The organism is Chitinophaga eiseniae (assembly GCF_900167135.1).
Classification (GTDB): Bacteria; Bacteroidota; Bacteroidia; order Chitinophagales; family Chitinophagaceae; genus Chitinophaga; species Chitinophaga eiseniae.
Window position 1 is genome coordinate 1,715,839 of the sequence record NZ_FUWZ01000001.1, and the last position, 25,509, is coordinate 1,741,347.

General features: G+C 52.9%; 26 protein-coding genes. 20 read left to right on the forward strand and 6 right to left on the reverse strand.

Annotated features, from left to right (window positions below; all coding sequences use genetic code 11):
• The first annotated feature begins 146 nt into the window (after nt 1–146).
• From bla to B5D63_RS07270, 7 genes are all read left to right on the forward strand, one after another.
• Nucleotides 147–1,058, forward strand: a complete 912-nt coding sequence (bla, locus tag B5D63_RS07240) for a class A beta-lactamase, subclass A2 (protein ID WP_078668044.1) — start codon at nt 147–149, stop codon at nt 1,056–1,058.
• Nucleotides 1,059–1,076: 18 nt separating this feature from the next.
• Nucleotides 1,077–1,757, forward strand: a complete 681-nt coding sequence (locus B5D63_RS07245) for a response regulator transcription factor (RefSeq protein WP_078668045.1) — start codon at nt 1,077–1,079, stop codon at nt 1,755–1,757.
• Between the two features lie 2 nt (nt 1,758–1,759).
• Nucleotides 1,760–3,124, forward strand: coding sequence for a sensor histidine kinase (locus B5D63_RS07250; RefSeq protein WP_078668046.1), 1,365 nt, complete (start codon nt 1,760–1,762; stop codon nt 3,122–3,124).
• A gap of 115 nt (nt 3,125–3,239) precedes the next feature.
• Nucleotides 3,240–4,346, forward strand: coding sequence for an efflux RND transporter periplasmic adaptor subunit (locus tag B5D63_RS07255; RefSeq protein ID WP_078668047.1), 1,107 nt, complete (start codon nt 3,240–3,242; stop codon nt 4,344–4,346).
• Nucleotides 4,347–4,352: 6 nt separating this feature from the next.
• The gene (locus tag B5D63_RS07260) at nt 4,353–7,433 is read left to right on the forward strand and encodes an efflux RND transporter permease subunit (RefSeq protein ID WP_078668048.1); all 3,081 of its coding nucleotides are present in this window, start codon (nt 4,353–4,355) and stop codon (nt 7,431–7,433) included.
• 4 nt (nt 7,434–7,437) lie between these two features.
• Complete coding sequence (locus tag B5D63_RS07265) at nt 7,438–8,697, forward strand: TolC family protein (RefSeq protein ID WP_078668049.1); 1,260 nt, start codon at nt 7,438–7,440, stop codon at nt 8,695–8,697.
• Nucleotides 8,698–8,701: 4 nt separating this feature from the next.
• Nucleotides 8,702–9,256 (forward strand): porin family protein, encoded by a 555-nt coding sequence (locus tag B5D63_RS07270; RefSeq protein ID WP_143312799.1) that lies wholly within the window; start codon nt 8,702–8,704, stop codon nt 9,254–9,256.
• A gap of 12 nt (nt 9,257–9,268) precedes the next feature.
• On the opposite strand, the gene B5D63_RS07275 is transcribed toward B5D63_RS07270, so the two are convergent.
• The 3 genes from B5D63_RS07275 to B5D63_RS07285 form a co-directional block, all read right to left on the reverse strand.
• On the reverse strand, nt 9,269–10,198 hold the full coding sequence (locus B5D63_RS07275) for a helix-turn-helix domain-containing protein (protein WP_078668573.1): 930 nt from the start codon (nt 10,196–10,198) through the stop codon (nt 9,269–9,271).
• Nucleotides 10,199–10,202: 4 nt separating this feature from the next.
• A complete protein-coding gene (locus B5D63_RS07280; protein ID WP_078668051.1) occupies nt 10,203–11,066 on the reverse strand; it encodes an NmrA family NAD(P)-binding protein in 864 nt (287 codons plus the stop codon).
• A gap of 87 nt (nt 11,067–11,153) precedes the next feature.
• Complete coding sequence (locus tag B5D63_RS07285) at nt 11,154–11,609, reverse strand: hypothetical protein (RefSeq protein ID WP_143312800.1); 456 nt, start codon at nt 11,607–11,609, stop codon at nt 11,154–11,156.
• 305 nt (nt 11,610–11,914) lie between these two features.
• Here B5D63_RS07285 and B5D63_RS07290 point away from each other — a divergent pair, with 305 nt between their 5' ends.
• Together B5D63_RS07290 and B5D63_RS07295 are read left to right on the forward strand one after the other, a co-directional pair.
• Nucleotides 11,915–12,184 carry an ArsR/SmtB family transcription factor gene (locus tag B5D63_RS07290; protein WP_078668053.1) on the forward strand — a complete coding sequence of 90 codons (270 nt, stop codon included), beginning with the start codon at nt 11,915–11,917 and terminating at the stop codon, nt 12,182–12,184.
• Between the two features lie 148 nt (nt 12,185–12,332).
• Complete coding sequence (locus B5D63_RS07295; RefSeq protein ID WP_078668054.1) at nt 12,333–13,094, forward strand: glucose 1-dehydrogenase; 762 nt, start codon at nt 12,333–12,335, stop codon at nt 13,092–13,094.
• Between the two features lie 196 nt (nt 13,095–13,290).
• Here B5D63_RS07295 and B5D63_RS07300 read toward each other — a convergent pair whose 3' ends face one another.
• On the reverse strand, nt 13,291–14,721 hold the full coding sequence (locus B5D63_RS07300; RefSeq protein ID WP_078668055.1) for an aminotransferase-like domain-containing protein: 1,431 nt from the start codon (nt 14,719–14,721) through the stop codon (nt 13,291–13,293).
• Nucleotides 14,722–14,769: 48 nt separating this feature from the next.
• A complete protein-coding gene (locus tag B5D63_RS07305; protein WP_159455921.1) occupies nt 14,770–16,209 on the reverse strand; it encodes an aminotransferase-like domain-containing protein in 1,440 nt (479 codons plus the stop codon).
• A gap of 94 nt (nt 16,210–16,303) precedes the next feature.
• On the opposite strand from B5D63_RS07305, the gene B5D63_RS34585 reads away from it, so the two are divergent.
• The 4 genes from B5D63_RS34585 (at nt 16,304) to B5D63_RS07325 (ending at nt 18,594) form a co-directional block, all read left to right on the forward strand.
• Nucleotides 16,304–16,660, forward strand: a complete 357-nt coding sequence (locus B5D63_RS34585) for a nuclear transport factor 2 family protein (protein ID WP_159455922.1) — start codon at nt 16,304–16,306, stop codon at nt 16,658–16,660.
• Between the two features lie 12 nt (nt 16,661–16,672).
• Entirely contained in the window at nt 16,673–17,110 is a 438-nt protein-coding gene (locus B5D63_RS07315) for a carboxymuconolactone decarboxylase family protein (protein ID WP_078668058.1), read from the forward strand.
• Nucleotides 17,111–17,180: 70 nt separating this feature from the next.
• The gene (locus B5D63_RS07320; RefSeq protein ID WP_078668059.1) at nt 17,181–18,098 is read left to right on the forward strand and encodes a DNA-3-methyladenine glycosylase family protein; all 918 of its coding nucleotides are present in this window, start codon (nt 17,181–17,183) and stop codon (nt 18,096–18,098) included.
• 1 nt (nt 18,099) lies between these two features.
• Nucleotides 18,100–18,594, forward strand: a complete 495-nt coding sequence (locus B5D63_RS07325; protein ID WP_200816927.1) for a methylated-DNA--[protein]-cysteine S-methyltransferase — start codon at nt 18,100–18,102, stop codon at nt 18,592–18,594.
• Nucleotides 18,595–18,650: 56 nt separating this feature from the next.
• On the opposite strand, the gene tnpA is transcribed toward B5D63_RS07325, so the two are convergent.
• Nucleotides 18,651–19,067 carry an IS200/IS605 family transposase gene (gene tnpA / locus B5D63_RS07330; RefSeq protein ID WP_078668061.1) on the reverse strand — a complete coding sequence of 139 codons (417 nt, stop codon included), beginning with the start codon at nt 19,065–19,067 and terminating at the stop codon, nt 18,651–18,653.
• A 127-nt stretch (nt 19,068–19,194) separates the two neighbouring features.
• Between tnpA and B5D63_RS07335 the strand changes: the two genes are divergently transcribed.
• The 7 genes from B5D63_RS07335 to B5D63_RS07365 all read left to right on the forward strand — a co-directional run bounded on the left by B5D63_RS07335 (nt 19,195) and on the right by B5D63_RS07365 (nt 25,425).
• Nucleotides 19,195–20,610 (forward strand): pyridoxal phosphate-dependent decarboxylase family protein, encoded by a 1,416-nt coding sequence (locus tag B5D63_RS07335; RefSeq protein WP_078668062.1) that lies wholly within the window; start codon nt 19,195–19,197, stop codon nt 20,608–20,610.
• Nucleotides 20,603–21,514 carry an EamA family transporter gene (locus tag B5D63_RS07340; RefSeq protein WP_078668063.1) on the forward strand — a complete coding sequence of 304 codons (912 nt, stop codon included), beginning with the start codon at nt 20,603–20,605 and terminating at the stop codon, nt 21,512–21,514. The genes B5D63_RS07335 and B5D63_RS07340 overlap by 8 nt, the downstream gene beginning before the upstream one ends.
• A 127-nt stretch (nt 21,515–21,641) precedes the next feature.
• Entirely contained in the window at nt 21,642–22,082 is a 441-nt protein-coding gene (locus tag B5D63_RS07345) for a GNAT family N-acetyltransferase (protein WP_078668064.1), read from the forward strand.
• A 24-nt stretch (nt 22,083–22,106) separates the two neighbouring features.
• Entirely contained in the window at nt 22,107–22,667 is a 561-nt protein-coding gene (locus B5D63_RS07350) for an NUDIX domain-containing protein (RefSeq protein ID WP_078668065.1), read from the forward strand.
• A gap of 25 nt (nt 22,668–22,692) precedes the next feature.
• A complete protein-coding gene (gene rlmB, locus B5D63_RS07355; RefSeq protein ID WP_078668066.1) occupies nt 22,693–23,499 on the forward strand; it encodes a 23S rRNA (guanosine(2251)-2'-O)-methyltransferase RlmB in 807 nt (268 codons plus the stop codon).
• Between the two features lie 102 nt (nt 23,500–23,601).
• Entirely contained in the window at nt 23,602–24,450 is an 849-nt protein-coding gene (locus B5D63_RS07360) for a hydroxymethylglutaryl-CoA lyase (protein WP_078668067.1), read from the forward strand.
• Between the two features lie 3 nt (nt 24,451–24,453).
• Entirely contained in the window at nt 24,454–25,425 is a 972-nt protein-coding gene (locus B5D63_RS07365) for a GSCFA domain-containing protein (protein WP_078668068.1), read from the forward strand.
• Nucleotides 25,426–25,509: the final 84 nt, after the last annotated feature.

The following is a 25,509-nucleotide window of genomic DNA, read 5'->3' on the forward strand; positions in this document are numbered from 1 at the left end:
TAATATCTGATCACGGAAATTCTAAATGCAAAATGAAAACAGGCGCCGGAAAATAGGACCAGCACGATAAATAACAACAAAATCAGGGTAATACGACAGCAGTATTTCTATATATTTGTCACTCCTGATCATTTTAATATCGTTTTATGTTCATACGCCCCTTTTACAGCCTGGCCATAGTGCTGCTATGTCCTTTTATAACGGTTGCTCAACAAAAAGGCAACCTTTCCCAACAATTTGAAACCATCGCCCAAGCCGCTAAAGGCACGGTGGGCGTGTCTGTCCTCGTACTGGAAACAGGCGAAACGGCGGGGCTCAACAGTAAGATCCGTTTTCCCATGCAGAGTGTTTATAAGTTTCCCATCGCCATGGCGGTACTGCACCAGGTGGACAAAGGGAAGCTGAAGCTGGAGCAGCCTGTTCGCGTACTACCGTCTGACTATATCCCCAAACAGGGCCACAGCCCCCTGCGGGACAAGTATCCTGCCGGCAACGTGGACATAACGGTGGCAGAACTGCTGCGCTACAACGTAGCGGAAAGTGACGGCTCGGCCTGCGATGTGCTGCTGCGCATCATCGGCGGCACCGCTGTGGCCGACAGATACATCCACGATCTCGGTATCAAAAACATACGTATCGCATTGACAGAACAGGTACAGGTGCCCAATGAACCGATGCAGTATCAGAACTGGTCTACTCCCGAAGCCATGACGGCGCTGTTCAGGAAATTTTATACCGGTCATGTCCTGTCCGGCAGCAGTTACGATTTTCTGCTGGACCTGCTGGTGAATTCCGGCCCGGGTGCGCGCCGCCTGAAAGCGCAGCTGCCAAAAGGTACGGTGGTAGCGCATAAGACCGGTACTTCCGGAACCCAGGACGGTCTTACCCGTGCTACCAACGATGCCGGTATCATCACACTGCCGGATGGCCATCACCTCATCATCACGGTGTTCGTTAAAGACGCCTATGCTGATCAGGAAACCCGCGAAAAGACCATCGCCAATACCGCCAAAGCGGCATGGGACCATTTTGTGCAGGAAGAAAGAAAAAATGGATAGCTTTGATTTTTCTGCATCATGAAAATTTTAGTCGTAGAAGATGAAGAACGCGTGGGAGCATTGATCCGGCGCGGACTGGAAGAACAGGGCTACACCGTTACACTGGCATGGGACGGGGAGGCAGGACTGAAGCTGGCGCTGGGCGGCGGTTTTGATCTTGTGATTACCGATATCGTATTGCCGCGTATCAACGGCCTTGAACTGAGCCGCGCCATACGGACAGCCCTGCCGTCCGTCCCCATCCTCATGCTGACAGCACTCGGTACCACCGATGATAAAGTGGAAGGTTTTGATGCCGGCGCCGACGATTATCTCGTGAAACCCTTCGACCTGCGGGAATTGCTGGTAAGGATCCGCGCCCTGCTGAAACGCCGGCACGCGCCGGTGCCGCCACAACCTGTGCTGCTGCGGTACGCAGACCTGGAAATGGACCTGCAGACCAAAAATGTTACCCGCAGCGGCCAGGAGATCCACCTTACACCCAAAGAATTCCGTCTCCTGGAGTTTATGCTGCAAAACAAAGAAAGGGTGCTTTCCCGCACGGAAATCGCCGAAAAGGTATGGGAAACCCACTTCGATACCGGCACCAATTTTATCGATGTGTATATCAACTACCTGCGCAAAAAGGTAGATAAAGCGTTCGAGGTGAAACTGATCCACACCAAACCCGGTATGGGATTCATTTTTAAAGCAGGCTGACCATGAAGCTCCGTAACAGGCTCACCTTATTGTTCACCGGTATGATCGCGGCACTGCTGCTGTTGTTTGCCGGGGTGGTATACCTCTCTTACTCGCATGACAGGGAAGAGGAATACTATAAAACGCTGCAACAACAAGCCGTTACAAAAGCCAATCTCCTGCTGGACGCTAAAGTAAGCCCCGAAGTACTCCAACTCATCTATAAAAATGCCGCCGGCTCCCGCTCGCAGGAGGAGGTAGCGGTGTATGACACCGCTTTTAACCTCTTGTACCACGATGCGGTAAATATCGATAAGGTAAAGGAAACCCGGCAGATGATCCGGGAGATCGTCCTGCACAAAGAGATCACTTTTCACGAAGACAATCTGCAGGTGGTAGGGTTTCTTTACCCGCATAACGGTACCGCCTATATTGTCACTGCCGCCGCGGAAGATGAATATGGGCTAAGACAGTTGCAGCTGCTTTTCCGCACGCTGCTCATTACTTTCCTGGTGGCGGCGGTGCTGGTGTTCCTCGTTGCCCGGTTTTTCTCACAACAGGCGCTGAAACCAGTGTCTGATATGGTGGACAAGGTAGAGGAAATTACCGCCACTAACCTGGACCTGCGGCTTGCAGGCGCAGCGGGAAAAGATGAGATGGCTGAGCTGGCGCAGACATTTAACCGGATGCTGGACCGGCTGGAGCAGTCTTTTGACGCGCAGAAACAGTTTGTTTCCAATATCTCCCATGAGCTGCGTACGCCGCTCACCGCTATGATGGCGGAACTGGAGATCACCGCCTCGCGTGACCGGCCCGCGGAAGAATACCGGCAGTCCATGCGCCATGCCATCGCAGATGCGCAGCGGCTGGTGAAACTGTCCAACAGTCTGCTGGACCTGGCCAAAGCCAGCTACGACCCTTCGGAGATCAATTTCCGGGAAATCAGGCTGGACGAAGTGCTGATGGATGCCCGCAGCGCTGTCCTGCAGGCGCATCCTGAATATAAAATCAACGTGGTGTTTGAAGAAGCGGACGATGACGACATGGTGTCTGTCAACGGTAACGAATACCTGCTGAAAGTCGCTTTTATGAATCTGCTGGAAAACGGCTGTAAATTCTCAGCACCGCCAGCAACCACGGTGACGGTCACCTGGTTCAAAGCTCATACCATCCTGCGTTTTGCTGATGACGGGATTGGCATGTCAAAAGAAGACCTGCCCCATATTTTTACCCCTTTCTATCGGGGAGATAACCGGCCCTATGCTGATGGTAACGGCATCGGGCTTTCACTGGCCCTGAAGATTGTGCGCCTGCACAAAGGTAATATCAGCGTAGTGTCCAAACCAGGGCACGGTACTACGTTTACGGTGGAGCTGCCACATATTTAAATCCCGTTCTAATCATTTTCTAATAACATTCTAAACCATCTCTAACGGCTGCCTCCGTAGGCGGGCTGTACTTTTGCGGCGCATACTGTAACAGATACACGAAAAACAGATCGTCATGAAAAGGTTTACTGCAGCTTGCGGCGCGGTGTTGATCGCCGCGTCCTGTCATCATCCGGAGAAAGAAAAAGAAATGGTTACCTGGGAAAGCAGGGGGGATACGGTAATAGTGCCGGCCAATGCGCCCGTATCGGCCCGGCTCCACCTGTTGGCGGTGGCCGAAAAGCCTTACCAGCTGCAGCTGTTGTCCGCCGGCATTGTCAAAGTTATCCCTAACAATTATGCAGAAATAGCCGCGCCTTTTGCCGGCCGGGTGCTGAAATCGTATGTGCGTCTGGGTGAGAAGGTGATGGCAGGCGCACCATTGTTCGCTATTTCTTCGCCCGATTTTTATGCTGCGCAGAAAGCCTGGTTCCAGGCCAACCAGTTGTGCCAGCAGGCCGTGGTGGCGCAGCGCCGGCAGCAGGACCTGCACCTGCACGGCGTAGGGGCGGCGCGCGATCTGGAGGAGGCGAACACCAACCTGGCTGTACAGCGGCAGGAGCTGGAGAATGCGGCCGCGGCGCTGAAGGTGTTTAATGTCAACCCCCAACAACAGGTATTGGGTGAACCGCTGATCGTCCGGGCGCCGATCGCCGGAGAGGTGATCAGCAACAAACTGGTGAACGGCCAGTTCCTGAAGGGAGAAGACGGGCCGGTGGCCGTGGTGGCGCAATTGTCGCAGGTGTGGATCGCCGGGCAGGTGAAGGAAAAAGACCTGCGGTTCATACACGAAGGAGATGTCGTACAGATGCAGGTAGCGGCGTTGCCGGACACCCTCTTTGCCGGGAATGTTTTTCACGTGGGGCGTACGATCGATGAAAACACCCGGGCGGCAGATGTGCTGATATTATGCCCTAACCCGGCACTCCGGTTAAAACCCGGTATGTATGCGAGCGTCAGTTTTAAAGACGCACTGGAAAAGGTGATCACCGTTCCCGCCCGGGCCGTACTGCAGGATAACGACTACAGTTACGTACTGTTGGAAGTGCATGCCGGCACTTATGTACGGCGCAAAGTTATCACCGGCGAAACGGCCGGCCAGCAGATAGTAGTCCGCAGCGGCCTTCAGCCCGGCGATAAAATTATAGGCGATGGCGCCTTCTATCTCTCAGCAGTAAAATAAGCGACGATGAAACAACTGATCGATACAGCCATACAAAAACGTTGGCTGATGGCGACACTATTTGCCTTACTGGCCGCCGGCGGCTGGTACAGCTGGCGGCAACTGGCGGTGGAGGCCTACCCTGACATTGCGGATGTTACTTCGCAGGTGGTGACGCAGGTACCCGGACTGGCGGCGGAAGAAGTGGAACAACAGATTACCATCCCGCTGGAACGGGCGCTGAATGGTATGCCCGGTATGCACGTGATGCGTTCGCGCTCCACCTTCGGCCTTTCTATGATCACCATCGTTTTTGAAGACGGCGTGGATGACTACTGGGCGCGGCAGCGCATCAAAGAAAGGCTGGGGGACGTGACATTGCCTTATGGCGCACAGCCGGGACTGGACCCGCTGACATCGCCCATCGGCGAAATTTACCGCTACATCATAGAAAGTGACCAGGTGGACCTGCGTACGCTGACAGATCTGCAAAACTGGGTCATCATTCCCCGTATCAAACAGGTGACGGGCGTGGCAGACGTGACCAACTTCGGCGGCATCACCACGCAATACCAGGTGGAGCTGGACCCGCAGAAACTGGAACAGTACCATCTGCCGCTGCATACCATTACCGATGCTATCAATAACAATAACTGCAACAGCGGCGGCAGTGTGCTGGAGCGCGGTGACCTGGGCTATGTGGTGCGGGGCATCGGCCTGATGAAATCGCTGGATGATATCGGGAAAACGGTGATCCGGTCGCCGCAGGGCGTACCGCTGTTTTTGCAGGATATCGGCAAACTGCGCTACGGCAACCTGGAACGCAAAGGCGTGCTGGGGTTTACAGATCATCAGCGGCACTACAGCGAAAGCATTGAAGGCATTGTGTTACTGCTGAAAGGACAGAATCCTTCCACAGTGCTGGATGGTGTACATAAGGCCGTGGAGGAGCTGAACAACGGCGGGCTGCCGCCGGGCGTGAAGATCCATCCTTTCCTCGACAGGACAGCGCTGGTAGACACCACGCTGCATACGGTATCTCATACGTTGTTGGAAGGGATGGCGCTGGTAGTGCTGGTGCTCATCATTTTCCTCGGTAGCTGGCGGGCGGCGCTGCTGGTGGCGGTGACCATCCCCCTGAGTTTACTGTTCGCTTTTATCGGGATGTATTTCACGCACATACCGGCCAACCTGTTGTCATTGGGCGCGGTGGATTTTGGCATTATCGTGGACGGCGCCATTGTGATGACAGAAACCATGCTACGGCAGCGGGAAGACCATCCCTCGGAGATGCTGGAGGAGGGCAGCTTTGCCAGGAAAGCTCGCTCTGTGGCGCGACCGGTGTTTTTTGCTACGCTGATCATCATCACCGCTTACCTGCCTTTGTTTGCCTTTGAACGGGTAGAAAAGAAACTTTTTACGCCGATGGCCTTCACAGTTGGATATGCGCTGCTTGGCGCACTGGCGGTGGCTTTGCTGCTGATTCCGGGTATGGCATATATGCTTTACCGTAAACCGCAGCGGGTGTATCACAACCGCTGGCTGGAAAAGCTGACAAGCGGTTATCAGCGACGAATGGAGCGGATCATGGAACGTCCGCGGCGGGTATGGGCGCCGTTGGCCCTGATACTGGGCGCCGCCGTGGTGCTGAGCATTACGGTAGGTAAAGATTTCCTGCCACCGCTGGACGAGGGCTCCCTTTGGCTGCAGGTACAGCTGCCGCCCGGCGTATCGCTGGCCAAAGCCCGTGAAATGGCCGATACGCTGCGGCAAAGGACCCTGCGGCATCCGGAGGTGACGTACATGATGACGCAGACCGGCCGCAACGACGACGGTACTGACCCTTTTACACCTTCTCACTATGAATGTTCCATTGGCCTGCTGCCATACAAAGACTGGCCTTCCGGTAAAACAAAGCAGGACCTGGTCCGCGAGCTGGCAGCGGATTACGCAGGTATGCCAGGTTATTCAGTGGGCTTCAGTCAGCCGATGATCGACGGTGTGATGGACAAGATCGCCGGAGCGCACAGTGAGCTGGTAGTGAAAGTATATGGCAAAGATTTCCGTGAAACACGGCGTACAGCCGAAGCCGTGATAGCTGCACTGGCCTCGGTGCCCGGCGCTGCTGACCTGGCGATTGACCAGGAGCCGCCGCTGCCGCAGTTGCAGATACAGGCCGACAGGGCCGCTATTGCGCGGTATGGCCTTAATATGAACGACGTGGCGGAACTGATAGAAGTCGCCATTGGCGGCAAGGCCGTGGCACAGGTATTTGCCGGCGACCGGGTATACGACATCAGCTGCCGCTACCAGGAAGACGCCCGCAATACCCCCGAAAAAATCGGTAACCTGATGCTCACCAATGGCGAGGGGATCAGGATTCCTTTGTCACAGGTAGCGAAAGTTCAGCTGTCAACTGGCGAAAGCACCATCACACGGGAGATGGGACGCCGCCATCTGACGGTACGGCTGAATCTCCGTGGCACGGACCTGACCACTTTCCTGCGCGCGGCGCAGCAGCAGATAGCACAGCAGGTGAAATACAATAAAGATCATATCGCAATAGCCTGGGGCGGACAATTTGAGAACAGAAACCGTGCCTACAGCCGGCTGGCGATGATTGTACCGGTCGCGCTGGGGCTAATGTTCATCTGGCTGTACGCCGCCTTTGGCGTGGCCCGGCAGGCGGCGCTCATTCTCTCCGTAGTGCCGTTGGCGTTGTTTGGCGGTATGCTGGCGCTGAATATACGCGGCATGACGCTCAACGTGTCCTCCGCCGTGGGGTTTATCGCCTTGTTTGGTGTGGCGGTCCAGAATGGCGTGCTGATGGTGTCGCAGATGAACCAGTTGCGCGGAACATTGCCTTCCCTGAAAGCCGCCGTCATACAGGCCGCCAGGGACCGTTTCCGGCCGGTGCTGATGACTGCTACCGTGGCCATGTTGGGGCTGTTGCCCGCATCGCTGGCCACCGGCATCGGCTCCGATGTGCAAAGACCACTGGCCACCGTGATCGTATACGGACTGTTATGTTCTACGGTGATCACGCTGTTTGCCCTGCCGGCACTGTATTACCTGACCGAACGAAAAGGTGTTAACGAAACAAATTGATTTTATGAGGACAAGATGGCTGTTGCCTTTAGGGCTTTTATATAGCGGCATCGCGGCCGCACAGGAAAAGCAGCTGGACTTTAGCGCTTACCTGTCCGGCGTGAGACAGCACAACCTGGGCTATGCCGCGGAAAAATTTAATATGGACGTGGCAGCTGCCAATGTGCTGATGGCAAAAGTTTTTCCGGACCCGGAAATCAGCGCCGGCGTATTTGACAATGGTCAGCGCCGGATGCAGCAGGGGTACGGCTTCAGCAGTAGTATCAGTTATACGCTGGAACTGGGTGGTAAAAGACACGCCCGTATGGGGCTGGCCGTTAGTGAAAAGGAGGTGACGCGTTATCTGCTGGAAGACTATTTCCGTAACCTGCGGGCAGATGCTACGCTGGCATTTCTGACGGCTATGCAACTGCAACGGTTATACGATATGAAGATGGAAGCGTACCGTTATATGTGGCAATTGTCGCAGGCCGACAGTATCCGTTGCCGTGCCGGCCTGGTCCCGGAAGCGGACGCACGGCAGTCACGTGTGGAAGCGGGCATGTTGCTCAACGAAGCTATTGGCGCCGGGGCGGAACTGAAAGCGGCGCAGGTACAGCTGCAGCGGTTGATGGGCACTTACCGCGGCGATACGCTGATACAGCCGGTGGGCAACATGGACCGTTTTGAACGCAGTTTCCCGTTACAGGAACTGGTGGGCCATGCACAGCAGGAGCGGGCAGACCTGCTGGCCGCCCTGCGGCAAAAAGACGTGTCTGTAAAAACGCTGCAACTGGCAAAGGCGGCCAGGATGATAGACCTGGGGCTTACCCTCGGCGTCAACAATGCGACGGTAGTTACCAACGTGGTAGCCCCTACGCCGTCCATGAACACGGTGTCGGCCGGTATCAGCCTGCCGCTGAAGTTCTCCAACCGCAACAAGGGCGATCTGCTGGCGGCCAATGCCGGTATACAGCAGCAGGAGGCGGTGTACAGGCAAACGTTGCTGCAGGTGCAAACGGAAGTCACCACGGCCTGGTTTACCTACCTCGGCGCCGGCCGCCAACGGGAGCAGTTCGATAACGGACTGCTGCAGGAAGCCAAAAGGGTGCTGGAAGGCCGCCGCTACAGTTACCAGCGCGGAGAAACTTCCTTACTGGAAGTACTCAACGCACAACGGACTTACAACGACGTGCAGCAACAATATTATGAAACCATTTATCGTCACGCAGCAGCGCTGGTGGAGCTGGAAAGGGCCGCTGCCATGTGGGATATTCAATTCTGATTGTATGAAAATAACAGTTTGTGTTTTTTTACTGCTGATGATCGTGCCGGGCGCGGCAGCACAAGCGCTACCGGGTTTTTCCATGCAGGTTAAAGCGGGTGTGCAACTGCCACGGGTATACGGCGCGGAAAGCGACCGTGTAACGGACCTGGCAAAAACCGGATGGGTAGCGGGCGTGGGCGCTTTGTCCCCGCTGGGTAAGGCGGTAGCGTTGAAACATGAGGCGTTCATAGCGGTGCAGCAAAACGAATCGCGGCTGGACCTGTTCCCCGTGAGCGTTGCGTACCGGAAATACGGCCTGGAAGTGTTTGGCGGCCCGTACATGGGGATATTGCTGCGCTCCGGCAACTATGGCGACGGCACGGCGCAGCGCAGTTATGCGGCCAAAAACGATATCGGTGTTACTATCGGTGCCGGTTATACGTTTAAACGACGGATAAACGCGGAGGTGCGGTATGTGCGGGGATGGGTGCCGCTGGAGGAGAACGCCGGCGTTAAAGATCAGCTGAAGGTATACCGGCAGTATGTATCGTTTACGTTGGGGTATGTGCTTTTTTAGCGGCGGAAGCAGTTAAAATCTGCCGGACTTTCTAAATTCCAGCGGTGAAAGCTGCATCTTCGTTTTGAATAATTTGGAAAACGACTGCGGGTATTCAAAACCCAGCTCAAAAGCAATCTCGTTGACAGACAAATCGGTCATCATCAGTTTCTCTTTTGCTTTCTCTATGATCTTCTCCTGGATGTGTTGCTGGGTGCTGTTGCCCGTCAGTGTTTTGAGCAGCGTGCTCAGGTAATTGGGAGAGATATTTAGCCTGGCGGAGATGTCTTTTACCGTAGGGACGCCGTGCTCTTTCAGTGCTTTCGGAGAAAAAGCTTCTTCCAGCAGCGTTTCCAGCTGGCTGACGATACCGTGGTGCGTGATTTCCCGGGTAATGAACTGGCGCTGGTAAAAACGTTCTGAATATCCGAGCATTGATTCGATGAGGGAGATGATGATCCCCTGGCTGAATTTATCGATGTTATTGTTGTATTCCTGTTCTATATGCTGAAACAGGCCGTTAATGATCTTCTCTTCGCCGTCAGAAAGGAAGAGCGCTTCATTGACGGCATAGTCAAAGAATTCGTATTGTTTTATTTTCTGCGCAAGGGGATGGTTCCAGAGGAAATCCGGATGGAGCAGCAGCAGCCATCCGGACAATGTTATTTCTTCCGCCTGATCGGCATTGAAACTAAATACGCGGCCTGGCGCGATGAATTTCATCATCCCTTTGTCAAAGTCATACGCCTGCTGGCCGTATTTCATTTTCAGGCAGGCCTGCGTGGATGGGCTGATGCCGATGAAATACAGGTCGGTGGTCACCGAAAGGTCCAGCGGCTTTGGTAGGTGCGGTAGCGCTGATATATTGACGAGGCTGACCAGCGGATGTTTGGTGTCCGGCAGGCCTCTCAGCTGCAGCAGTTCCTGTACGCTTCGTATTTTCAGGGGAGGGTTTCCTGCCATGGTATTAGTTTTGATGATACCAGACTGCATATTCGCTGGCGAAGTCCCGCAGTTTTCGTTTTCCCGCAACCGGTTGGTGGAGGGCGTAATCCCGTTGTGCTTTTCCGTTGTGCATATTTTCCTGCATTTCTACCATTAATTCCGCTACCGCCGGAGATACCCCGTGGGCTTGCAGTCCTTGTTTTACCTGTTCACCGGAAGTGGTGGTCCACTGGAGGCCGGGGACGCCGATAGCTTCTCCTATGATCTGTGCCGCCTGTGTGCAGGTCAGTTCATCGCTGACCACGTACAGGGCTTTATGTCCCGTCATCGCCGGTTTACCGATTTCTTCCGCGATAGCGGCGGCGATATCTTCGGGGGCGACAAAAGCCACCAGGTCATCTCCGCCATAATTGGAGGTGATCACGCCCTGGTGGCGGATCATCCCTGCGAGGTGGTAAAAGTTGGTGTAAAACGGTCCTGGTCTTACAAAAGTAACAGATACATCATTCAGCGCCTCAAATTTTTTCTCCGGATGGAGGTCCTGCAACAGATGGGCTACCCAGCCGCTGAGTACGATGGCACGTTTTACGCCGGCGGCTTTGATGGCCTGGCTGTAGTGGTCCATATTTTCGTCCCACGCGTGGACGTCCTGTGTGGTAAAATCCAGCGGGTTCATGCAGTAAACCACATCGGCGCCGGTAAATGTTTCAATGAGGAAGGGCAGGTCGCGGATGCTGCCGATGGCTGGTTGTGCGCCCAGCGCCTGTATCTTATCTTTTTTGTCCGGGTCTGTGCTGATAACGGTGACCTGGTGACCTTCTTTTACCAGTATTTCCGTGAGTGGTCTGCTGATATTCCCGAGGGAACCTGTAAGTACAATTTTCATGTTTAATCATTTGATAGATACAAAATTCCCCCGGAATGCCGGGGGAAAAGTGTTCATATCTCAGAAGATTGTATGAAAATGTATACATCAGAGTATTACTTTTTCATATTCGCTCTCGATGTCGGTGATGTCGATGTTGGTCACTTTATTACCGTCGAACAGGAATACTTCCCAGGTATATTGCGGGTCGTCGAGGTTGATGACGGTGGTGCCGCCGTTCTGATGGCGGAACGTGATCTTGCCGCCGTCGGCGGTGATGGTTTTAAACGCTTTATTCTGCAGGAAGTCCTGGCAGTCGCTGATACAGTTTTCGTTATCGCTGGCGAGCGCGTAGAAACTTTCCTCTCCGTTTTCTTCTTTCAGTTTTTCCAGTTTATACGCGTCGGGTGCGTACACAACGGCACAGGGCTCTGTGACAACGTTTACCGCCGCGTGTGCGGGAGGTGCGGTATCAGTACTTTCGGGTGTGTCTGGCGTTTGGTGGCAGGCCATCAGCGCGAGCAAAGCAACGGGCAACAGGCAACGATTTTTCAAGCGATACATGGGCGGTTATTTGTTTGGCATACAGGCTTGCGCTGACCGTTACCGGGAAACGCAAGCCTTAAAGATAAACAAAAAATGCCGGTTTAGCTGGTTGCGCAGGTGGACAGGCAGGGATAATCGATGAGACCGGTGGCGCCGCCTTCGTAGAAAGTGGTTTTGTCTGCCGGCGGTACCGGCGTGTCAGCCCCGCGGCATACCGGCGTAACAAGCTGGCTGAAAAAGCGGACACATCCGCATAATCATCTCCCGAAAAAAAAATTCATTGAAAAATTTCAATGTTTCAAAAAAAGTATTACTTTTGTATCATGGATGTGGGAATTATAGAAAAAGCAGCAAATGCCATAGCCGATAAACACAGATTATCAATTATTATGGAAATAGCCCAAAAGGGGAGCATAGTATGCGGTGATGTTTGTTGTCTTTGTTCTTTGTCCCAGCCTACTGTTTCGCATCACGTGAAAATTTTAGTAGACAGTGGAGTGTTGAACTCCGTCAAGAACGGACGTATTGTGGAGTTGACGATCAATAAGGAGATGATGAAACAGTTGTCATTGTTCTTTTTACAGTTAAGCTGATCCATCAGCTTTTTTTATCGGTTAAAACATTGATAATTTTAAATAAATAAATATCCGGTGGGATGATATAGAGACGGGCATCTCTATTTTTTTGCCGACAAACATTGATACTTTTAAATAAATCAAAACAATTACAAGAATCATCAGCATGGACCAGCTTAGGAACAAAACCGCTATTATCACGGGAGGTAACAGTGGTATCGGATATGCAACGGCGACTGAATTTTTGGCGAAAGGAGCAAGGGTATTGATAACTGGTCGGAATCCGGGTGCGGTGCAACGGGCCGTACACGCACTCGGTTTTCCGGCGGAGGGATTAACAGCAGACCAATCTAAGCTGGAGGACACAAAGAAACTGGCAGAGTATGTGCGTAGTCGTTATGGCAAGATAGACATCCTGTTTATCAACGCCGGCATCGCGAAGTTCGCTCCTTTCGAGGGAGTAACGACGGAGATGTTTGACGAAATCATCGACATTAATTTCAAAGGGGCTTTTTTTACTGCGCAACAGTTACTCCCCTTATTGAACGATGGTGGCAGTATCGTCTTTTTATCCGCCATTAACGCCTACGCAGGCATGCCGGGCACCACGGTGCTGGCAGCGAGCAAAGCGGCGCTCAACGCTACGGCCAGAACGTTGGCCAGGGAACTGGCGCCGCGCAAAATAAGAGTCAATGTAATTAATGCGGGGCCGATTGATACGCCCCTGATTGAAAAGATTGGTGTCAGCCATGAAGAGGCGGGCGCTATCAGAAGTAAAATGACGGCCAGTATTCCGCTGGGAAGATTGGGAGAGGCAACAGAAGTGGCCAGTCTGGTGTCCTTCCTCGTATCTGACGAAGCAAGGTTTATAACCGGCGGAGAATATACCATAGACGGCGGACTAATGGTCCACCCGGGAGTTATTTAGTTATTTAGCTATTTAGATATTTGGTTATTTAGGATAACTGTTTATACATAGGAGTCCTTAAATAACCAAATATCCAAATAACTAAATGTCAAAATGTTTTGGTTGCCATTGAATGTATAATTCCCAAATATTTTGCTTGCCGGATGCTGGTTGTGTTTAGTGTTTCACACCAGTGTCCGGCGGCATTTTTTGTAGCCTACTGCATTTTATGGATCAGTTTACCGATCGTCTTCAAGCCATCGTCCACCTGTTTGCTCCACGGATTACCATAGCTGATACGCAGGCAGTTGTTGTACCGGTTCTGCAACGAAAAAAGGCGGCCGGGGCAGAAAGCTATTTTGTGTTTCAGCGTTTGCTGGAACAATTCAAACGTATTGATATGGTCTTCCAGTTCCACCCATAACACGCAGCCGCCCTGCGGGCGCGTTACGCGGGCGCTCTCCGGGAAATATTCGCAGATGGCCTGTGCATAACGAAGGCTCTGGGTATGCAGCATCTTGCGCAGGTTGCGCAGATGGAAATCATAGCGGCCTATTTCCAGGAAATGACCGGCGGCCGCATGGGTGAGCGATGTGCAGGAAATAGCGTGGTGATGTTTGAGCCGCAGCACTTTCTCCTTGTATTTGCCAGGCATGGTCCAGCCTACGCGATAGCCCGGCGCCACGGACTTTGACAGGGAGTTGCACAGCAGCACGTTGCCCTGCGTGTCGAACGTTTTGCAGGTGAGGGGCCGTTGTTTACCAAAATAAAGATCGCCGTAGATATCATCTTCAATCAGCGCGATATCGTATTTCTCCACAATTTTTACCAGTTCCTGTTTGTGTTTGTCGGGCATGCAGCAGCCGAGGGGGTTGTTGAAATTGGTCACAAACAGGCAGGCTTTTATTTTATGCCGCGGAATGGCTTTGTCGAGGTAGTCGAGGTCAACCCCGGTGATAGGATTGGTGGGCACTTCCAGCACTTTGAGGCCCAGCCCTTCCGCCAGCTGCAATGCGCCGTAGTAAGAAGGACTTTCCAGTGCGATGGTATCGCCGGGCTGTGTGGTGGCGGTGAGGCAGAGGGTAAGTGCGTCCATGCAGCCGTGGGTGGTCACCACATCGTCGGCAGTATATACTTCGCCCCATCCGAGCGACAGCCGGGCGATCTGGTTGCGGAGCAGTTCGTTGCCCTGCAATGGTTCATAGCCAATGCCGCCGGGCCCCTGGTCGCGCATGGTGTGGATGACTGCCTTGGCCATTTTGGCTGCGGGCAGCACGCTGACCGGCAGCGTGGCTACGGAGAATTTCAGGATGTTATCGTTGGTGATGTGGCTGAACACTTCCATCACCATATCGCTTACGGTCACATCGCTGACCGGTTTCCGCACCGGTGCGCAGGTACCGGGCATGGGCGCCATGCGACGGATATTGCGGCAGATATAGTAGCCTGATTTGGGACGGGACTCTATCAATCCTTTCCCTTCCAGGTGATAATAGGCCTGGAAGGCGGTCGTGAGGCTGATGCCCTGTTGTTTGCTGAGCATACGTACGGAGGGTAGTTTTTCCCCCATTTTCATGACGTCTTTTTCTATCATCTGCTCTATTTTATCTGCTACCTGCAGATACAGATGGTCGGCTGTCTTGATCATAATCCTGAAATCTGATATGGTTCAAATGTACAAAATATGATCTGATATTTATCTGCGGCTGTCCAGTTGCTGCCGGACCAGTTTACCGATAGTTTGGATGGCCCACTGCTGGTCGTCGTCAAATGGGTTGGCGTTGCTCAGGCGCAGGCAGTTATTGTACTGTTGCTGGCTGGTGAACAGGCTGCCGGGAGTAAACGCAATTTGCTGCTGCAGCGCTTTGCGGTGCAGTTCCCATGCATCCGCTTTCGGCGGCAGCACCACCCACAGGCTAAGGCCGCCTTCGGGTCGTGTAAGCCTTGTGTCGGCGGGGAAATACTGTTGTATGGCACGGCTGATCTGTGCCTGCTGGGTGCGGAGCGCCTGCCGCAGCGGTTTCAGGTGCAGGTCCATCCGCTGATGATCTAAAAAGCGGGTGAGCACCAGTTGCGGTAAGTGCCCGGTACTGGCGGAAGACATGAACTTCAGCCGGGTGAGCGGCTCATGGTAGCGCCGGCTGATGAGCCAGCCTATGCGCATGCCGGCGGCGATGCTTTTGGAGAAAGAGGAACAGTAAAGCACGAGGTCGGAGCGGTCATAACTTTTGATGGTACGGGGCCGTTCCGGGTTGAAATGCAGATCGCCGTAGGCATCATCTTCGATGAGCGGTACCTGGTATTTATCTATCAGCTGCGCCAGCTGTTGTTTGTGACTGTCGGGCATGCAGCTGCCCAGGGGATTGTTGTAATTGCTGACGATGAGGCAGGCCGCTACTTTCTTTTTACGAAAAGCGGTCTCCAGTTCATCGAGGCAGATGCCTGTTACCGGGTCTGTCGGTATTTCGAGGGCTTTCATGCCCAGGTTCTCGATGGCCTGCAGCAGTCCCGCGAACGTAGGCGATTCGATGGCGATGGTGTCTCCCGCTTTGGCGACGGCCCGCAGGCACAGCGTCGCTGCTTCGATGGCGCCGTTGGTGACGAGGATATCTTCTGCCGCCACGCTGCCGCCCCATGCCAGCGACAGCCGCGCTATATGCCGGCGTAGCGGCAGGTGACCGTCAATATCACCGTAAGGGATATACGCATTTTTTTCTTCGCGTGCCACCTGTCGTAACGCTTTGTTCAGTTTCTCCACCGGCAGCAGGCTGATGTGTGGCTGGGCGCCTATCAGCGACACGACGCCTTTGCGGCTGATGGTATGGCGAACCAGCGACACGCGTTCGCTGACTTTTACCAGCGCTGCCGTGCGGGAGGGTGCAGAGATGTCCGGTAGCTGCGGTAGCTGCTGCCGGGAATAGCTGACGTAGTACCCCGATTTTTCGCGCGCTTCCACCCAGCCTTTTCTTTCGAGGTGCAGGTATACCTGCAGGGCGGTACTGATGCTGATGCCATGCCTGGCATGCAGGCTGCGTAAAGACGGCAGCTTATCGCCGATACGATAGCTGCCGTTGATGATCATGGTCTCGATCTTGTCAGCCAGCTGCTGGTATAAAAAATCTTTCCTGTTATTCATCTCCCGAAAATAAAATCTGTTATGGTTAAAAGTAATTAATTCTGTGTCTGTTCTGGCGTCTGTTTTTGTGATTATTTTGTAGTAATCAATGTATATGAATACTACTATCCACGCATTAGCACAGCAGCTGGTAGCGCTTTGCCGGGAATGGAAATTCCTGGAGGCGCAGTCTACCCTGTTGCATGAAGACTGTCTCAATATAGAGGCCGATGGCCGGGTGGTCCGTGGCCGCAACGCCATCATGGCCAAAGAGCAGGCTTTTCTTGATAACATAGAAACCATCCACCTGCTGGAGATATCCGATCCGGTGGTGGCAGACGGATATTTTGCGGTACAGTTTCATTCGGAGCTGACGATAAAAGGGATCGGCCGCCGTACGCGCAATGAAATTATCGTGTATGAAGTACGGCATGGCCGGATCATCCGCGAACAATTTTTTTATCATGCATAAAAACTGACGGACATGGAACCGAGAATGGACATTTCAAAGCTTTTCCCTGCGGGCTTTCAGGCTATGTTGGGCATGGAAGAGGCGCTGAAGAAAAGCGATATCGATAAGACATTGTATGCACTCATCAAAATAAGAGCATCGCAGATCAACAGTTGTGCGTATTGTATCAATATGCACACGCGGGATGCGCGGGCTGCCGGGGAAACAGAGCAGCGTATTTACAGCCTCAATGCATGGCGGGAAGCGCCTTTCTTCACGGAAACAGAGCGGGCGGCGCTGGCGCTCACGGAGTCTGTGACCCTGCTGGCCGACACCCATGTGCCGGATGAGGTGTACGCGGCAGCCACCGCTGTTTTCACCAAAGAGGAGGTGGCGGTGATCACTTTGGCCATTGTAGTGATCAACGCCTGGAACCGCATTGTGGTTACCTCCCGCACCCGCATCATGTAGGGATTTTTTGATTAATCCCAAAATGACAAGAATCGGGTGGTGACTTTTACCGGTTTCAGTAATTTTGTATATGATCAGGCAAAAGATAAAGATACCAGTGAATGATCCTGCCAATTTTTCTTTTCAGGAATGCCTGCATTTCCTGGGCAGGTCGGACAAAGAGTGTTTACATTATATTGTTGACGGAAAGCTGCGCAGGATGTTGCTGGCGGGAGGGGAACCGGTAGTGGTGGAGATAGCGCAGGGCGGTGATGCTGCTTATCTCGAAGCAACCGTGCTGGCGCCTGCCGGCGTGATGTTTCCCGAAAAAGACATACAGGATTTTGTGACCCGTTGGCTTCATCTGGATGCCGACCTGGGTGATTTTTATGCTTACACGCAGACCGACCCTTTGCTGCGCGGTCTTGCTGCCGAATACCGCGGCCTGCGGCTGGTGGGCATGCCCGACTTGTTTGAAGCGGTTACCTGGCCTATCATCGGGCAGCAGATCAATCTCTCTTTCGCCTATACGCTGCGGCAACGTTTTATCCGGCATTTCGGTTATCACCAGCAGGTAGACGGGACGGATTATTACCTGTACCCGCATCCTGCCGTCATCGCGTCACTAACGCCCGAAGTGCTGACACCGATGCAGTTTTCCCGCAGCAAGGCGCAGTACCTGGTGGAAACGGCTACAGTGATGGCCAGCGGGCAACTGTCGGAGCAGGTGCTGGCGCCGCTGGATTACGCTGCTGCGCGCGATCGCCTGGTAGCCCTGAAAGGCATTGGCAACTGGTCGGCCAATTACACGCTGATGAAATACAGCCGTTTCCCGCAGGCCGTGCTGCTGGAGGATGCAGGGCTGCAGAATGCTGTCCGGCAACGCTTGCAGCTGCCGGCGAAGCCGTCTATGGCGGCGCTGCAGGAATATACCCGTCCGTGGCAACAACATGCGGCCTACGCCGTTTTCTATCTGTGGCGCTCTTTATTACCCCCGTTAAATGTTTGATATGGAACTTGCTCATCTGCGTATAGATACTCCCGTTGGCCCGCTGCTGATCAGCGGCACCGATGAATATATACAGGCTGTTAACTTTACGGAGGAACCGGAAACTGTTTTCCCTCAACCGCCGCATCTGTTGCTCGAATGCGCGCAGCAGCTGCATGAATATTTTGCCGGCGAACGCAAAATATTTGAGCTGCCCATCCGGCAACCCGGTACCGATTTCCAGCAAACGGTGTGGGAACAACTGACACATATTCCTTTTGGCCAGACCATCTCCTATCTGCAGCTGGCCCATCGTATCGGCAACCCGAAAAGTATCCGGGCGGTAGGTACCACCAATGGTAAAAACCAGCTGGCCATTATTGTTCCCTGTCACCGCGTTATCGGCGCCAACGGTATGCTGGTAGGCTATGCCGGCGGGTTATGGCGCAAAAGATGGCTGCTGGAACATGAGCGGCTGGATTTGTTTTCAGCAACCCGGGGCTTAAGCCCCGGGTGACAATAGTTATTTGTCTAAATGAAAGAACTGTTATTTCCCGGATCAGCCGCATGAATTTAACATGGACGTCGTAGTGGATTTGAAGCATCAGGAATAATATCGTATTTGTTCAGCATGTTTTGGTATGCTGCTAAAAATGATTGATGCCGATGGTGTTGTTCCTGGTTCTTGATGTATTGTACTACTCCGGGAATTTGAGATTTAGAATAGGAGAAGGCTCCATAGCCTTCCTGCCATCTAAATGGTTGTGGCGACGGATAATAATGATTGATCCATTTAGACGAAGAACCTTTGATGATCTGCACCAAAGAAGAAAGAGATTCAGCAGGATGCATCCGCACGAAAATGTGAACATGATCCGGCATTCCATTAATAATAAGGCATAGATGTGACCTTCGGTTGATGGCTGCCGCCATATATTTATACAGGTCGGATTTAAAACTGCTGCTGATTAATGCAGCGCGATATTTCACTGAACTTTAGTCCTGGCAATCTGATATGCTCAAAAAACACAAAACTGGATCTGTTTTAAGATTTATTTTATGTGCAATTTTGAGGCTTGAAAACAATGAACCTATCCACTCCCGATTAAACCGCCACATGATGAAGCTCCAGGAAGATTTAAAACATACGGACCGCCTGCTACAGTTGACCAAAGAATTCAGCAGTAAATTTTTATCCTCTCTTGACAGGCTGGCGGCGGACAAAATAATTGACATGCCTGTCCGGCAAACGTTGCCGGCAGAGGGAGTGGGCGGGGTGGCTGCGCTGGAGCTGTTCCGGCAGCAGTATGGCAATGCCATCACGGCGGGGACAGGTCCGCGCTACTGGGGTTTTGTGACGGGAGGTGTAACGCCGGCCGCGCTGATGGGCGACTGGCTCGCGGCCACCATGGATTTGAACGCATCTGATAAAGGTTCTGCTGCTTTTGCCATAGAAACGGAAACCATTGCTTTATTGAAGCAGCTGTTCGGGTTGCCGGAAGCATTCCTGGGCTGTTTCGTTACCGGCGCCACCATGGCCAATCTCACTGGTCTGGCGCTGGGCCGGCAATGGCTGGGGCAGCAGCGGGGTATTGATATCGGCAAACAGGGCATGGCCGGATTGCAGGACCTGCAGGTGGTTTCCTGTGTGCCGCATTCCAGTATCACCAAGTCTATGGCCATGCTGGGGCTGGGCCGCGATAATGTGGTAAAGATACCGGCGCTGCCGGGAAGGGAGAGCGTTGACATCGACGCACTGCGTGCTTACCTGGAATCGCGGAAGGGACAGCCGGTGATTTATGTGGCCAGCGCCGGTACGGTGAACACGGTGGATTTCGATGATATCGCCGCCATCGTGGAACTGAAAAAACAATATGCTTTCTGGTTACATATAGATGCCGCTTTCGGCGGATTTGCCGCCTGCAGTGAGCATTACCGGCACTTACTGAATGGCTGGGAACAGGCAGACTCCATCACCATCGATGCGCACAAATGGCTGAACGTGCCTTATGATGCGGCGATGATTTTCTCCCGTCATCCGGGACTGCAGGTGGAGGTGTTCCAGAATGCGGGCGCCGCTTACCTGGGCGATCCCGCAGAAAATTTCAACTACATCAATTACGTACCGGAGAACTCCCGCCGTATGCGCGCCTTGCCGGCCTGGTTTACGCTGATGGCCTATGGTAAGGATGGCTACCGGCATATCGTGGAGGAGAATGTGGCGCTGGCGCAACGACTGGGCGATCTGCTGGAGAAAGATCCTGCTTTTCGTTTATTGGCGCCCGTGAGGATGTGTGTGACGTGTTTCACCCTGAATGTGCCGGAAGAAGAACAGGAGGTTGCGGTGAACCGGTTCCTGCAGGCGCTGAACGCCTCCGGCGCGGTGTGCATGACACGCACGGTGTATGCCGGTCAGCCAGCTATCCGCGCGGCGCTGGTCAACTGGCGCACCACGGCCAACGATATACAGCTGGCCTATCAGACCATGAAAGAAGTTGCTGCTACCGTTCTGAATCAACATACATATGCGTAAACCAAGCACCAATGCGTACATCGCGTTGGCTATCGTAAGTATCTTTTGGGGAACCACGTATCTGGCTTCACGAATCGGCGTCCGTCATATTCACGGGATTATGCTGGCCGGTCTCAGGCAGGGTACTGCCGGGTTACTGCTCACCGGTTTCTTCCTCCTGAGAGGGTATAAGCTGCCGGAAAAAATCGTATTGTCCAAACTTTTTGTAATGGGCCTGCTGATGCTGGTGGGCAGCAACGGCCTCATGACATGGGCCATGCAATATATTCCCAGCGGGTTGGGGGCGGTGATCAGTGCCACCGTACCTATCTGGATCACCATCTTCAGTTATTTCCTGGTGAAGAAAACGCGTATCAGCATACAGCTGCTGGTGGGCATGCTACTGGGATTTGCCGGCGTGGCAGGCATCTTCTATAACTATTTGTCGAGCCTCATGAACCCGGATTTCCGCTTCGGCATTATGTTGTCCATCTTCGCCTGTATCTGTTGGGCGCTGGGCTCCGTATTGACCGCCAAGTGGGCGCTGGGGGTGAATTATCTCTTCGGCGCAGGTTTCCAGATGCTGTTCAGCGGTATCGTGATGTTGCTGATCGCTACGCTTTTCATGAGGCAGCAGCTGGATGCCGGCAGTTTCACCGCGGAATTGTGGGAAAGCTTGTTATATCTCATCCTGGTAGGTTCTATCCTCAGTTATTCCGCGTACGTGTTTACGCTGAATAACCTGCCGCCATCGCTGGCGTCGGTGTATGCCTACATCAACCCCATTGTGGCGGTATTGCTGGGCTGGGTGCTGCTGAAAGAGAACCTCACATGGCTCATGGGGTTGTGCAGCCTGGTGACCGTTGGCGGCGTGTACCTGGTAAATGATGCCGTGAATAAAAACAAACAGAAACAGTTGCAATAAATATTTAAGGTAGAAGTTAAGAGTCCGATGCTCGCCCCGGTTTTCACCGGATGAGCATCTTTTTTTTGTAAGATTGAAATGTGCTAAATTTAAGGACAGGTTATCCCGCAAACATAAATCAGATCTTATGGAAGTCGTCCAGGCAACAGCCATGCACACCAACGAAGTAGCCGTATTATTCGATGCATACCGCAGTTATTTTGATCAGGCGCCGAACTTCAAAGGGGCGCTGGCATTTATCAGTGAAAGGATCAAACAACAGGACAGCGTGATTTACATTGTTTTTGACAAAGATGAGATCGTGGGTTTTGCCCAGTTGTATCCTTTGTTTACCTCGCTGGGCATGAAGCGGGGATGGTTGCTCAACGATGTATATGTGCTGGACGAACACCGGGGCAAAGGCGCCGGCAGCGCGCTGGTAGATGCCGCCGTGGAACATGGCCGGAAAACAGATGCCGCCTGGGTGATGTTACAGACCTATGTAGCCAATACCGGCGCCCAGAAGCTGTATCAGTCCAAAGGCTTCCGCAAAGACACCAACTCCTTCTATTTTTACCTGACGCTCTAAAGGTATTTTCCTTTTCTTTGCAGGATGGACACAACAAAGAATCCCTGGACGATCCATTCCAGCGAGGTCAGATACGATAATAAATGGATACAGGTGATCCATCATGAGGGATTAAATCCTGCCGGCGGCCCTGGTATCTACGGCGTAGTGCATTTCAAGAACCTGGCTATCGGCGTCATTGCACTGGATGATCAACAGAACACTTATCTCGTAGGGCAGTACCGTTTTCCGCTGAAGAAGTTCAGCTGGGAGATACCGGAAGGCGGTGGTCCGCTGGGAGAAGTGCCGCTGGAAACCGCCAAAAGGGAATTGCTGGAAGAGACCGGGCTGGTGGCCAACCGCTGGGACGTGATCTGCGAGCTGGCAGTGTCCAATTCCGTGACAGATGAAACCGGCGTGGTGTTCCTTGCCAGGGAGCTGGAACAGCGGACGGCAGAACCGGAAGACACGGAAGAGCTGGTCGTGAAAAAACTACCGTTTGAGGAAGTCTATCAGATGGTTAAAAACTATGATATCACAGATTCTATCTCTGTTGTCGCTATCCAGAAAATAAAGCTGATGATGCTGGAAGGGGAGCTGGATTGACAGAAAAAGCGTTTCTTTGCAGCAAATGGAAAGAAAATTTAACGCTTTCAAAGGTGAAAGAAGATCAGGCGGTCCCAAAAAGTTCGCCAGCCCGCGTCCGAAGCAGTCATCCCTGATTATCGGCCGGCAACCGGTGATGGAAGCCCTCAGCAGCGGCAAACCGATAGAACGTATCTACATGCTGCGCTCCGCCACCGGCGATATTATCCCTCAGATCAAAGAAAAAGCGGCGCTCGGTAATATTCCCATCAATGTAGTGCCGGTAGAAAAGCTCAATGGTCTCACCCAGGCCAACCACCAGGGTGTTATCGCTCTCACCGGCCAGGTTTCCTATCTCGATTTACAGGATGTGATCTCCCATGTGATTGATCAGGGAGAAACACCACTCTTTCTTATACTCGACGGTATTACGGATGTCCGCAATATCGGCGCCATTGCCCGCAGCGCGGTGTGTTGTGGCGCCCAGGCGATTATTATCCCCGACAAAGGTATCGCGGCCCTCAACGAGGAAGCCATGAAGTCTTCCGCAGGTGCGCTCGAAAAAATAGCGATCTGCCGGGTCAACAGCCTCCTGAAGGCGATTGATACCCTGCATCTCAACGGTATCAAAGTCCTCTCCAGTGAAATGGAAACTGAAATAAAGCTTTACGACTGCGACCTCCGGGAACCGGTGGCCGTGATCATGGGCTCTGAAGATAAAGGCGTATATCCCGCGCTGATAAAAGCATCTGATGTATTGTTCCGCATTCCTATGGCGGGCAACTTCGAATCGTTCAACGTATCTGTGGCCGCAGGGATCATCCTCTACGAGGCGATGAAACAACGCAGTTAATTACGAATTACGGATTACGAATTACGAATTCTTTGTAAGTTTGGGTATTCTACATACTGAACAGACCACAATTCGTAATTCGTAATCCGTAATTCGTAATTGATGAAGTTAATCGAATGTCCGCGTGATGCCATGCAGGGATGGCACAGGATGATCAGCACGGAAGAAAAGGTAAACTACCTGCAAGCTTTGCTCAAAGTAGGTTTCGACACCCTCGACTTTGGCAGTTTTGTGTCCCCCAAAGCTATTCCGCAGATGGCAGACACCCGCGAGGTGCTGTCCCGGCTGGACCTCTCCGGCAGCAGCAGTAAAATGCTGGCCATTGTGGCGAATGTAAGGGGCGCAGAAGAGGCTGTTATTCATGAGGAAATCAACTATCTCGGTTTCCCGTTCTCCGTGTCTGAAACCTTTCAGCTCAGAAATACCAATAAAACCATTGCCGAATCGCTGGAACAGGTGCAGACCATGCAGGAGCTCTGCCTCAAAAACGGCAAGGAGCTGGTGGTGTACATCTCCATGGGCTTTGGTAATCCTTACGAGGACCCTTACAGTCCTGAGATCGTATTGCGCTGGGTAGATGAACTGGCAAAAATGGAGATCAACATCATCTCGCTGGCCGATACCGTAGGTGTGGCTACGCCGGACGTGATCACCAGCCTGTTCCGCCACCTGATACCGGCTTATCCGCGGGTGGAGTTTGGCGCCCATTTCCATTCTGCCCCGCACAACTGGGAAGAGAAAGTGCAGGCCGCCTGGGAGCAGGGATGCCGGCGTTTCGACAGTGCTATCAAAGGTATTGGCGGATGTCCTATGGCAAAAGATGAACTGGTGGGCAACCTGGCCACTGAAAACCTGATCTGGTTCTGCCAGCAGCGCCAGGCGCCGCTAAACCTCGATATGACCGCCCTGCAGGCCGCCCAGCAGCTGGCAGACGTGGTGTTTAAAGATTAATACATGCAATTTCACCTGAGTTTCCCGGTAGATACCATCGAGCCGGGTATTCAATATACCGACAAGGTCATGCTCATGGGCTCCTGTTTCGCGGAAGAAATAGGGGCTAAACTGCAGGAGCACCGTTTTAATACCTTACTCAACCCTCATGGCATCCTCTTTAATCCGTTGAGCCTTACCCGGGCGCTGACCACCTACCTGGACGGCAAAATGTATACCCGGGAAGACCTCTTTCAGCACCAGGATACCTGGCACAGCTGGGACCACCACAGCCGCTTCTCCGGTACTTCGCCGGAAGCGGTACTGGAGCAGATCAACGCCTCACAGCAGGCTGCTATACAGACGCTGGAGCAGGCCGACTGGCTGGTGCTGACGCTGGGTTCTGCCCACGCTTATTTTCTCAAGGAAGGAAGCCACCTCGTGGGCAACTGTCACAAGGTGCCGGCAGCCGGTTTCTACAAAAGACTGCTGACGGTAGAAGAGATAGTGACCGCGTTGGACAACATGATGCACCGGCTGTTTTTCCGTAACCGGAAAGTGAATATCCTTTTTACCGTCAGCCCGGTGCGGTATGTGCGTGATGGTGTGGTGGAAAATAACCTCAGCAAAGCGGTGCTGCTGCAGGCAGTGCATCATATGGTCAACAAATTTTCCCGCCTCTGGTATTTTCCTGCTTATGAGCTGGTGATAGATGACCTGCGCGATTACCGTTTTTATAAGGAAGACATGGTACATCCTAACGAAACGGCTGTCAATTATGTGTGGGACCATGTTGTGAAATCAGCCATCCACAGCGGCAGTCAGCCGCTATTGCATACCATTGCCGATATCAACAGGGCGGCGCAGCACCGGCCGTTTAACCCGGAGAGCGGCCAGCATCAGCAGTTCCGCCGCACTTATGCCGCGAAAGTGAAACAGCTGATGCAGGCGCACCCATACCTGCAGCTCAACGACCTTCACGATTTTTTTATGTAGAAATTTTTTGATTTACGGATTTTGGGGATCATAATGCGAAGATTATTATCAAATCAGATGTCTGATATGTCGGTCTTCGCATTA